12 protein-coding genes and 1 pseudogene are annotated in these 10,886 nt (G+C 61.2%); 6 read left to right on the top strand and 7 right to left on the bottom strand.

Features of this window, described 5'->3' with window-relative positions:
- A pseudogene (locus tag EN925_RS08490) lies at positions 1-101 on the bottom strand (prolipoprotein diacylglyceryl transferase); the annotation flags it as partial.
- Positions 102-270: 169 nt separating this feature from the next.
- Here EN925_RS08490 and EN925_RS08485 point away from each other — a divergent pair.
- The 3 genes from EN925_RS08485 (at position 271) to EN925_RS08475 (ending at position 1,805) form a co-directional block, all read left to right on the top strand.
- Positions 271-573, top strand: coding sequence for an accessory factor UbiK family protein (locus EN925_RS08485; protein WP_013530008.1), 303 nt, complete (start codon positions 271-273; stop codon positions 571-573).
- A gap of 344 nt (positions 574-917) precedes the next feature.
- Entirely contained in the window at positions 918-1,418 is a 501-nt protein-coding gene (locus tag EN925_RS08480; protein WP_013530009.1) for a YbjN domain-containing protein, read from the top strand.
- A gap of 27 nt (positions 1,419-1,445) precedes the next feature.
- Complete coding sequence (locus tag EN925_RS08475) at positions 1,446-1,805, top strand: tRNA-binding protein (RefSeq protein ID WP_013530010.1); 360 nt, start codon at positions 1,446-1,448, stop codon at positions 1,803-1,805.
- A gap of 115 nt (positions 1,806-1,920) precedes the next feature.
- Here EN925_RS08475 and EN925_RS08470 read toward each other — a convergent pair whose 3' ends face one another.
- The 5 genes from EN925_RS08470 to EN925_RS08450 form a co-directional block, all read right to left on the bottom strand.
- Positions 1,921-3,495, bottom strand: a complete 1,575-nt coding sequence (locus EN925_RS08470; protein ID WP_127369482.1) for a hypothetical protein — start codon at positions 3,493-3,495, stop codon at positions 1,921-1,923.
- Between the two features lie 288 nt (positions 3,496-3,783).
- A complete protein-coding gene (locus EN925_RS08465) occupies positions 3,784-4,806 on the bottom strand; it encodes a glycosyltransferase family 1 protein (protein WP_027162148.1) in 1,023 nt (340 codons plus the stop codon).
- Between the two features lie 220 nt (positions 4,807-5,026).
- On the bottom strand, positions 5,027-6,442 hold the full coding sequence (locus tag EN925_RS08460; RefSeq protein WP_013530013.1) for an ATP-binding protein: 1,416 nt from the start codon (positions 6,440-6,442) through the stop codon (positions 5,027-5,029).
- Between the two features lie 49 nt (positions 6,443-6,491).
- A complete protein-coding gene (locus EN925_RS08455; protein ID WP_013530014.1) occupies positions 6,492-7,211 on the bottom strand; it encodes a response regulator transcription factor in 720 nt (239 codons plus the stop codon).
- Positions 7,198-7,731 (bottom strand): MarR family transcriptional regulator, encoded by a 534-nt coding sequence (locus tag EN925_RS08450; RefSeq protein WP_024505623.1) that lies wholly within the window; start codon positions 7,729-7,731, stop codon positions 7,198-7,200. The genes EN925_RS08455 and EN925_RS08450 overlap by 14 nt, the downstream gene beginning before the upstream one ends.
- A gap of 246 nt (positions 7,732-7,977) precedes the next feature.
- On the opposite strand from EN925_RS08450, the gene EN925_RS08445 reads away from it, so the two are divergent.
- The 3 genes from EN925_RS08445 (at position 7,978) to EN925_RS08435 (ending at position 10,110) form a co-directional block, all read left to right on the top strand.
- The gene (locus EN925_RS08445) at positions 7,978-8,871 is read left to right on the top strand and encodes a branched-chain amino acid aminotransferase (protein ID WP_013530016.1); all 894 of its coding nucleotides are present in this window, start codon (positions 7,978-7,980) and stop codon (positions 8,869-8,871) included.
- A 145-nt stretch (positions 8,872-9,016) separates the two neighbouring features.
- A complete protein-coding gene (locus tag EN925_RS08440) occupies positions 9,017-9,334 on the top strand; it encodes a hypothetical protein (protein WP_013530017.1) in 318 nt (105 codons plus the stop codon).
- Between the two features lie 137 nt (positions 9,335-9,471).
- Positions 9,472-10,110, top strand: a complete 639-nt coding sequence (locus tag EN925_RS08435; RefSeq protein WP_024505622.1) for an MBL fold metallo-hydrolase — start codon at positions 9,472-9,474, stop codon at positions 10,108-10,110.
- A 127-nt stretch (positions 10,111-10,237) separates the two neighbouring features.
- Here the strand turns inward: EN925_RS08435 and EN925_RS08430 are convergent, their stop codons facing one another.
- Positions 10,238-10,669 carry a BA14K family protein gene (locus EN925_RS08430; protein ID WP_127368778.1) on the bottom strand — a complete coding sequence of 144 codons (432 nt, stop codon included), beginning with the start codon at positions 10,667-10,669 and terminating at the stop codon, positions 10,238-10,240.
- Positions 10,670-10,886: the final 217 nt, after the last annotated feature.

Here is a 10,886-nt window from a genome sequence, read left to right as displayed (position 1 = left end):
ACGCCATACCAGTGCACCGCCAGCGGCCCGATCTGGATGAGGATCGGGTTGATGTTGGGGAAGGGCAGGGAGGCCAGCGGCAGCAGGAAATATTCGTTCAACGGGGAACTCTCGGTTGCGAGCGTGTTTGGGCGCGGACCATGCGGCAGGGTTTTGGCAGGGTCAAGGCAAGGTGGGCGCACTCGACTTGATGCCGCAGCAAGGTGCAACAAGCTTGCATTCGACGCGCGGCGCCACTACGTCAATTTTGTGCAAGCGCGAGGATTTGCCATGTCGACCGGACCGAACCGCATTCTCGATGAATTCGCCAAGCTGATGACCGACGCCGCCGGCGCCGCCCAGGGCGTGCGCCGTGAGGTGGAGACCGCCTTCAAGGGGCAGGCCGAGCGCATTCTCAATACGATGGACGTGGTGCAGCGCGAAGAGTTCGAAGCCGCGCGCGAGATGGCCGCCAAAGCGCGGGAAGAGAATACCCGCCTTGCCGCCCGCATCGAGGCGCTCGAGGCGAAGCTTGCAGAACTGGCCGGCGACGCCACACCAGCGACGGCCGCCAAGCCGCGCACAAAAAAATAATCGTTAAACTTTTCCACATAGCCCGATCCTGAAAAGCGCTTTGCCGTGAATCGCTTAACGGCATTGCATGAATCTTTGTGACAGCGGCTTTCCACATGCGAATGACGCAGTGCGAAAAATTGGGCTGTTCACGCGACTCCCGATCAATAGACTGAATTTGTTGCATGATTCGGAGCAGGATCATGCGACCGGGCGGTGGGGTCCGGTCTGGGGTCTTTGCGTCGAGAAGTCGTCTTTGCGCGAAGAAAGTCCTGGCCGTCCGAGTTCTAGACAAGATTGTTCGTTGTGTGTGCCCTCCCGCGGAGCGTGTGGCGGCGCTCGTACAGAACGACAGGAAGCATTCCATGGAACTTCTCGAACTCGAATTCTCCCGCGAAATCCATCCGGTGGATGTTATCGAGCAGGTGGCCCACAACAACGACTGGTCCTTCGAGCGGGCCGGCGACGACGAGATTTCGATCTCGGTTGCCGGAAGCTGGACCGACTATCACGTCTCCTTTTCGTGGATGGAGGATTTCGAGGCGCTGCACCTGGCCTGCGCCTTCGATATCAAGGTGCCGGAGACCCGCACGCTGGAAGTGATGCGGCTCTTGTCGCTGATCAACGAGCAGATGCTGTTTGGCCATTTCGACCTCTGGGAGCAGGAGGGCGCGATCATGTTCCGCCAGTCGCTGCTGCTGGCCGGCGGGGTCGAGCCGTCGAGCCAGCAGGTCGAAGTGTTGCTGTCGTCGGCGCTGGAAGCCTGCGAATGCTATTTCCAGGCATTCCAGTTCGTCGTCTGGTCGGGAACCTCGGCCAAGGATGCCCTGGCCGGTGTGCTGTTCGAGACCTACGGCAACGCCTGAGTCCCCGTTAAGGCAGACAAGACCAAGATGAGTTCGAACACCGAGCGCAAGCCCGAGATCAGTTTTGCCGATTTCGATCGTGTCGACATCCGCGCCGGCACGATCGTCGAGGCCGAGCCGTTTCCCGAGGCGCGCAAGCCCGCGTTCAAGCTGAAGATCGATTTCGGCGCCGGCATCGGTATCAAGAAATCGTCGGCGCAGATCACCAAATACTATACACCGGAGACGCTGATCGGCCGGCAGGTGTTCGCGGTGGTCAATTTCCCGCCGCGCCAGATCGGTCCATTCATGTCGGAAGTGCTCACTCTCGGCTTTCCCGACGAAGAGGGCGCCGTGGTGCTCGGCGCGATCGAGCGTAAGGTGCCGGATGGCGGGCGGTTGTTTTAGGGTCTCGACTGGGGATCGGAATCCCCCGCGAACCGGGATGGATTGATAATCCTTTCGGCAGATGCTTCAGCATGAATTTCATGCCATGTCGTGACAGGAGTGTCGCGCGCGGACATCATCCGCTTTTCCTGTCCGCGTCGACCAATTTCCTTATTCTGTAAAATTTGAACTGTTTGCCTTCGGCGATTAATTCAAGGTTGCCGTGTCGTGGCGGGCTGCGCTCCGGCGCGATTACCAGCAGATAGTCAAAGTCACGGGTCCAATGCGCTGCATACGCCGCCTCGACCGGTGGGGAAGCACCGGCGGCGTAGGCCTCCAGCTCAGACATCGGGATAGGCCCGCCTTGCGGTACGGTCAGGTTTGCCACTTCCGGCCGGGGCCTCACCGGCTGTTTTCCCGGATAGGTGAACAGCGTTGGCATCAGTGCATTGCGTGTGACTACGGCCAACGCGGCAGCATTGTACATTGGATAAAGGAGCAGATTCGTTGGCGGGTCGTCTGGGAGGCCATTCTGGCCGGTAAGGATTCGCGAACCCATTGGAATGGCGTCGAACGCGGTCATAAGGGCACGATATTCGCCGCGGCACGACAATTGGGCCCAGATCGCGATGCCACTGTTTGCAAGCCCGGCGCCAAACGCCAGCGCGACGAGAAGTGTTCCACGCGAGCCTTGCGGACGCTTGATCGTGACGAAGGCTGGCAGGATCAGAACAAGCGCCAGAAGGACGCGCCCGTCGACAAAGGCCGTGTCCGCAACGCGAAACGGCATGACAATGAACAGGCACAAGAGCCCAAAGCCTATCCAGCAGCCGACGCGAGAGACCGCCACCATCCTGTGCTTCACCGCAAGGTAACTGAGAATGACCAGCACCACGGTCACGGCTGAGGAAGTGTATCTGCTGAAGCCGTTGACTTGAACCAGCGCCAACAATTTCGCCGACAGGGCCCATTCGGTTCCTTCGCCACCCACTTTGCCGCCGTAGGCGAGCGCCAGGGCGCCAACTGCGACGACCGGAGCAGCCATTCCGGCAACCAGCAAGATCGTGCGTTTCCAATTCTCAATATGGTCTGGCCAGCGGGAGAGTTCGTACAGCCCCACCACAATGCCATACAGGCCGAGGGCAAATAGGTGAGAGATATACAGAACCACGACGAAGACGGCGTGGATCGCAAGGCGCAGCGGCAAAGGTCTTTCCGCAAGCCAAATCCAAACCGCGATGGACCAAAGAACGATCCCGAGTCCAAATTCAAAATTCACGAATCCGAAAGCGAAAGGCATGGCGTAGAGGAAGAGCGAAGCGACGAAGCCGCTGAGGATCACACGCCCCTGTGCGGCCGCTCCGACGGCCATTGCCCCGCTGACGACCAGCATTTGCGAGACTAGATAGAAAAGCTTTGATGCCAGCTCGATCCCGATCAAGCGCCCAGCGAACGGGACGACGAGATCCATGGCTAGATTAGGGTAGGGTGCCCACGCGGCTTCATAGTAGGGATGGGCTTCGGGCGTACCGGCGCGCATCAGGATCGACATTCTTGCGAGATGATTTGGATAGTCTGCCATAGCGGGTATGTCGACGAGCAGTACGGGCAAGAAAGCCACCACCAGCAGAACTATCAGCAAGGTACCTTCGGGCCTGATGAAATGGCTCGTGTAACTGTTGATTTTTTTGCTGACTGTTGCTTCGAGCATGCCGCAATGTAGGTAGAAATGGTAAATTTTGAGTCGCCGACAATTGCCAAGGATTCTCCATGTCTTTGGGAGGGCGAGATGACGGCGCGGCTCAAGTATGGATGACTACGCAGCCCTGAACTGCGTTGTCACTCTGACTTGGTCATGGCTTCGAAGTCGCACAATACGTCATGCCGAACATCCCTTTGAAACAAGGTGCCGTGGCAGACTAACGGTTGATTGTGCGTCGCCGCGCTTTGTCATTCGTGGCGGTGTGTCAGCTTCGCCCTTGGATAACGAAAAGCACGATCAGGCCGCCAGCTTTCGCGGTGTGCCCAGTGCTTCCTCGACCGTATCGAGGAACATTTCCGCACAGGCCTTCCAGCTGTAGCGCATGGCGCGTTCGCGGGCTTCGGCACGGTCGACGTTGAGCGCGGCGAGTGAGGCCTCGCGCAAATCGTTGGAGACCGCGCCGCCAAAACCATCGCCGACAATGTCGATCGGCCCGGTCACCGGATAGGCGGCAACCGGCGTGCCGCTGGCCAGTGCCTCGATGATGACGTTGCCGAACGTGTCGGTGCGGCTCGGGAAGACGAAGACGTCGGCCGAGGCATAGATCTCGGCCAGTTCGTCGTTGGGGCGATGGCCGAGGAAATGCGCTTGCGGATATTTCGCCTTCAGCCTGGCAAGCTCGGGGCCTTCGCCGACGATCACCTTGCTGCCGGGCAGGTCGAGGTCGAGGAAAGCACCCAGGTTCTTTTCGATGGCGACGCGGCCGACGCAGAGGAAGATCGGGCCGGGGAAGCCGAGGTCCTTCTTCCTGTCCGGGCGGAAATGGTCGGTGTCGACGCCGCGCGTCCATGGCCGCAGCTTGGTGAAGCCGCGCGCGGAAAGGTCGTCGGCGAGCGACTGGGTGGCGACCAGCGTGCCCTGGCCGGAATTATGGAAATCGCGCAGCCAGCGATAGGCCCAGCTTTCCGGCACCGGCAGGCGGGCGCTGAGATATTCGGGAAAGCGCGTGTGATAGCTGGTGGTGAATGGACGGCCGGCATTGCGGCAATAGCGCCGCGCCATGATGCCCAGCGGTCCTTCGGTGACGATGTGGATGTGGTCGGCCTTGCCGGCGTCGATCAGGCGCGCGACATGGCCGGGCGTGGTCAGCGCCAGCCTGATGTCGGGATAGGTCGGCAAGGGCAGGGTGCGAAAGATATTGGGCGTCAGGAAATCCACCGCGACGTCGAAGGACTTCAGCGTCTCGGTGAGCCGCTCCAGCGTGTGGACGACGCCGTTGACCTGCGGGCGCCAGGCATCGGTGACCATCAGTATGCGCATGGCGGCCCTTTGCTTGAAAGGTCGACGGTTGCCTTGAGACGATGCCGGAACGGCGACCAGCCTGCTGCTCTCGCTTCGCTCCAGCGCACCCGGACAGGTACGGGGTCGAAGTGAGGCGGCAAGGCCGAATCAATTGAGGTCGCGCGCTTCATGCGCGCTCTTGATCATGGTTTCATGACGGGCGGATGAAGCCGTTTCCACTTTTCGGAATCGTGCCCGGTTATGCCGGAACCTTGATGATGGCGCGCAGTCCGCCGAGCGGGCTGTCTTCAAGAGTGATGTCTCCGCCATGGGAGCGGGCGATGTCGCGGGCGATCGACAGGCCGAGCCCGGTGCCGCTGGCATCGAGGTTGCGGGCCTCGTCGAGCCGCACGAAAGGCTTGAACACGTCTTCGCGTCGATCGGCGGGAATGCCCGGACCATCGTCATCGATGGTGACCAGCAGCGAGCCGCGGCCATGGGTGGCGTTGACCTCCACCGTCTTGGCATAGCGGAAGGCGTTGCCGATGACGTTGGACATCAGCCGGGCAAAGGCATTGGGCCGCACATGCACATCGTGATCGCCGGCAAGCGTCGTCGACAGCTTACGCTTGCGCAGCCTGGCTTCCTCGTCGAGCTTTTCGAAATAGGCCTCGAGATCGAACCGTCCGGCGTCTTCCGAAGCTTCGCCGCGGGCAAAGGACAGATAGCCTTCGAGCATCGACTGCATGTCGTCGATGTCCTGGTCGAGCGCTGCCTTGGTCTCGGCCTTGCCGCCGGAAAGCGCCAGCTGCAGCTTGAAGCGAGTGAGGATGGTTCTGAGGTCATGGCTGACGCCGGTCAGCATGGCGGTGCGCTGTTCGATCTGGCGTTCGATGCGCTCGCGCATCTGCATGAAGGCAAAGCCGGCGCGGCGAACCTCCTCGGCGCCGCGCGGCCGGAAATCGCGCGGCATCGGCCGGCCCTTGCCAAAGCTTTCGGCGGCTTCGGCAAGCATCAGGATCGGCCGGATCTGGTTGCGCAGGAAGGGAATGGCGATCATCAGCAGCACCAGCGAGGTGCCGACCATCCAGATCAGGAAGATATGGGTGTTCGAGGCATAGGCCTGGCTGCGGCGCACGAAGACGCGCAGCACCTTGCCCTCGAGCTGCACGCGCACCTCGACGATGTTGGAGTTGCCGACCGTGTCGATCCAGAACGGGCGGTTGATCTGGCGGGTGATCTCGGATGAGAGAACATCATCCAAAATCGAGAAAAACGGCTTTGGACCGGGCGCGGGGAGTGGGTCGGGCGGCAAGAGGTCGACCTTCAGCTGCATGCGGTCCTGGGCGATGCGGATGATGTTGGTGTAGTCGGCATCGCGCGGATAGGTCTCGATCAGGTCGATGATGGCGGCGATGTCGCGCACGGTGGCCTGCGACAGGCGCTGCGTCACGGTTGCCCAGTGACGTTCCATGAAGACGAAGGCGACGACCGATTGCAGCAGGATCATCGGCGCGATGACGATGATCAGCGAGCGGGCATAGAGCCGCTTGGGCATATAGAGCGAGACGAGGCGCCAGAAGCGGTTCCAGGCGCGCGGCACCGCCTTCAGCGTCCGCGCGGCGCGTGCGCTCAAGCCGCCATTGCCCGGCTGTTCCAGTTCCGTGGTTGCCATTCGCTCTTTTTGCTTGCCCGCAGCCGTTCAGCCGGCCGCAGGCGGCATTCTATTCCACGCTGAGCCGATACCCAATACCGCGTACGGTCTGGAGCCAGACCGGATTGGACGGATCGCGCTCGATCTTGCGGCGCAGCCGGTTGATCTGGACGTCGATGGTGCGCTCGCCGACTTCCGAATCGTCGCCGACAAGCTCGTGGCGGGGTATCGTCTCGCCCGCTCGCGCGGCGAAGATCGCCAGGATCTCCTGCTCGCGATCGGTCAGCTTCAACGCCTCGCCGCCACGCTTCAATTCGCGCCGGGCGATCTGGAACGTGTAGGGGCCGAAGACCAACTGCTCGACCTTGGGCGTGGTCGCCGGGCCACCGCGGCGCAGGATGTTGTTGATGCGCAGGATCAGCTCGCGCGGATCGAACGGCTTTGGCAGATAGTCGTCGGCGCCAGCCTCCAGCCCTGAGATGCGGCTGTCGGTCTCCGACAGCGCTGTGAGCATCAGGATCGGTACGTTCTTTTCGGCCCGCAGCGACTTGGTCAGGTCGACCCCCGTCTCGCCGGGCATCATGACGTCCAGCACCAGAAGGTCGAAGTCGAGGCCGGCAAGCTTGCGCCTGGCTTCGCCGGCATTGCCGGCAACGGTGACGCGAAAGCCATTTTCGGTCAGATATTGCTTGAGAAGATTGCGGATGCGGGTGTCGTCGTCGACGACAAGCAGATGCGGCGCGTCGTCGTCCGGCGCGGCCGCGTGATCGACCCGTTCAGTGCTCTCCATGGCTTTTCCCTGACATTTTTGCGGACCCAACGTCGATCTGCGCCCTCAGTTCCGGATTGACCATCGCTTCGAGGAACCGTTCCACCAAGGTCCGTTCGGTTACTCCGGAATCCCCCAATGCAGCATGGATGCGGCGCGACTGTGGCCGCGCCAGCGCCAGCGCCAGCGCACGGCCCTTGGCTGTCGGATAAAGTTCGCGCTGGCGGCGGTCGCGCGGACCTTGCAACTGCACGATATGGTCGGTGTCGATCAGTTGCTTGAGCACACGGGCCAGGCTCTGCTTGGTGATCTTCAGCACGTCGAGCAGTTCGGCGACCGTCAGGCCCGGCCTGCGGTTGACGAAATGCAGCACCCGGTGGTGGGCCCGGCCGAAGCCGTAATCGGCCAGGATCTGGTCCGGATCGGAGGTGAAGTCGCGATAGGCAAAGAAGAGCAGCTCGATGATGGCGAAGTCGATGCCGTCCTCGACCGACATTGCGGTCCTGATCGGTTTTCCGGCGGCTGGGCTTCGATCCGTCATTATTTCTCCGTGGGAAAGAGAGATTATGTCAGTACTATTGACGTAATTTCCCTGCAATGGTAATTTTTGACAAGCTTTTGGGCGGATTGCGAACGAAAAGGCAAGGGAAGGCGGTTTTTCCGGAATTTCCTAAGTTTGCCAGAGCGCAATTATCCGCCTACGCTCCACCATAAAAGCCGCTTTGGGCGGCCGACACGAAACACACAACGATACAACTATCCGGGCTGCCGCCCGTGGGAGGTTACCATGGCATCCGTTCCCTTCGATCAACTCGATGGCTTCATCTGGATGAACGGCGAATTCGTCCAATGGGGTGACGCCAAGATCCATGTGCTGACGCACGGGCTGCATTACGCCAGCGCTGTTTTCGAGGGAGAGCGCGCCTATGGCGGCGAGATCTTCAAGCTCAACGAACACACCGAGCGCCTGCATGAATCGGCACGCCTGCTCGGTTTCAAGATCCCCTATTCGGTGGCCGAGCTCAACGACGCCTCTTCCACGCTTCTCAAGAAGCAGGGTTTCCAGGACGCCTATGTCCGGCCGATCGCCTGGCGCGGCAGTGAGCAGATGGGCGTCTCGGCGCAGAACAACCGCATCAACTGCGCCATCGCCATCTGGCAATGGCCAAGCTATTTCGATCCTGCGCAGAAGCTGAAAGGCATCCGTCTCGATGTGGCGGAATGGCGCCGGCCCGACCCGCGCACCGCGCCTTCCAAGTCGAAGGCCGCCGGGCTCTACATGATCTGCACCATGTCCAAGCACGCCGCCGAGGCCAAGGGCTATGCCGACGCCATGATGCTCGACTGGCGTGGCCAGGTCGCCGAAGCGACCGGAGCCAACATCTTCTTCGTCAAGGACGGCAAGATCCACACACCCAAGCCCGACTGCTTCCTCGACGGCATCACCCGCCGCACGGTCATCGGGCTGGCCAAGGATCGCGGCCTGGAGGTAATTGAACGCGCCATCCTGCCGGAAGAGCTGGAAAGCTTCGAGCAGTGCTTCCTGACCGGGACGGCAGCGGAAGTGACGCCGGTTTCGGAGATCGGGCCTTACCGATTCGAGGTCGGCGAAATAGCCAAGAATCTTATGAATGACTATTCTGCGGCCGTTCAGCCCAAGCACGCGATCGCCGCAGAATAACGAAAGCCACAGCTTTTTTAGGAAGTAGGGGCGGTTTTCGGGCCGCCCCTTTTATTTCAGCGTTTCTGCATTTGACTTTCGTCCAATTCGGCGTCTCATGATGGTGTCGGCCCGGGAGGCTGATAGCTATGGAGGGACTAATCATATGGACATGAACACGCTTCTTCCGATCATCATACAGGTGATTACTGGCATCATCGGTGGTCAGGCGGTCGGTGCGGCGCTCAAGACGGCGGCGATGGGTCAGCTTCCCAAAATCCTGGGCGGAGCCATTGGCGGCGTCGGTGGTGCGGCGATCCTCGGCAGCCTGCTGGGTGGCGGTGCGGTCGATCCGGCGGCTGCGGCAGCAGCAACGAGCGGTCTCGGCAGCGCGCTGAACCTGCAGAACATCGTCGGCGGCGCCGGCGGCGGCGCGATCCTGACCGCCATTCTCGGCGCGGTCATGGGCGCCATGAAGAAGTAAGCAGGCCGTTTCGGTCTTTTCAAATGGGCGGCTTCGGCCGCCCATTTCCGTTTTGGGGCTACTGACTGTTCGTCTTTCGAGGGTGGACGCCCTTTGTCGGCACCTCTACATCACCCGTGAACATCGAAAGGACGATCATGGGTCAGCTCAATGCCGGCATCGTGCCGGTCACACCGTTCCAGCAGAATTGCACCATCCTGTTCGACATGGATGACAAGCATGGCGTCGTCGTCGATCCGGGCGGCGATATCGACAAGGTACTGGCGGTGCTGAAGGACAATGCGATCTCAGCCGGAGCTATCTGGATAACGCATGGCCACATCGACCATGCCGGCGGTGCAATGGAGTTGAAGGAGGCGCTCGGCGTCGAGATCATCGGTCCGCATGAGGCCGACAAGTCGCTGCTCGACAATCTGGAAAACCAGGGCAAGCGCTACGGCATCGCCGGAGCGCGCAACTGCGTGCCCGACCGGTTCCTGGCCGAAGGCGAGACCGTGTCGTTCGGCGGCCATGTGTTCGAGGTGCTGCACTGCCCCGGCCATGCGCCCGGTCACGTCGTCTACTACAACCGCGCAGCCAAGTTCGCCCATGTCGGCGACGTGCTGTTCCGCGGCTCGGTCGGCCGCACCGACCTGCCGGGCGGCGACCACGCGGCGCTGATCGCTTCGATCAAGGACAAGCTCCTGCCGCTCGGCGACGACATCGGCTTCATCTGTGGCCACGGTCCCGGCGGACGTTTTGGCGAGGAGAGGCGGACCAATCCTTTTTTGACTTGAACCAGGCTCGGAACCGTAGCTGTTTTTCATCAGCCTCAAGCAGACCGTTGACATTGTAGAGACCACAACAAAAAAGCGCTGGCCTTGCGGTCAGCGCTTTTCTGTTTTGGGGCAGGGAAGCCCTTGGTTAGTTGGCAGTGCAGAAATGCTGTTCGCCGTCATTGCCGGTGAACGTGCCGGTACGGGAATTGAAGCTGCGGTAGCGGTCCGAGCAATATTCGTACCAGTCACGCGTCCACGGTTCGGCATAACGATTGGCGTAGACCACCCGCGGCTCCGCATAATAGCGGCGGACCGGGGCCGGGCGCACCACGACGTCACGATCGTAGTAACCGTCATCGTAGTAGCGGTCAGCGTCGGGCGGCGGGCGGTCATTGGCCAATGCGCCACCGATCAGCGCCCCGGCCGCGAGGCCGAGCACGCCCGCGGCAATGGCATCGCCATTGCTATGATGGCCATGATGACGGCGCCAGTCGCGCGCATTGGCGGCGGGCAAGGCCGTGAGCGTGGTGGCGGCCACGGCAGCGGCCAGGACGGCGGTTTTGAAAATTCGGTTCATGTCGGTCTCCTTCGTTCCGGCCCGTGCAGTTTCGGGGATGCGGTCCGGCTTTACCGAAGACTAATATGCGACCGTGGCTGAACGGGGGCTGAACGGATTTTAACGTGTTTATTCAAAACGGTCGTCAAAAATCACAGGCTCTCAAGGGAGCGATCTGCCCGGGAGCGCCGGTTCGAAGCCGGCTCAGCCGACCGACAGGTTGACGGCCTTGGGACCC

This window comes from Mesorhizobium sp. M7A.F.Ca.US.006.04.2.1, from assembly GCF_004022915.1.
In the GTDB taxonomy this organism is placed as follows: Bacteria; Pseudomonadota; Alphaproteobacteria; order Rhizobiales; family Rhizobiaceae; genus Mesorhizobium; species Mesorhizobium ciceri.
The sequence above is the reverse complement of the archived record's forward strand: the minus strand, read 5'-3'. Positions and strand labels throughout refer to the sequence as shown.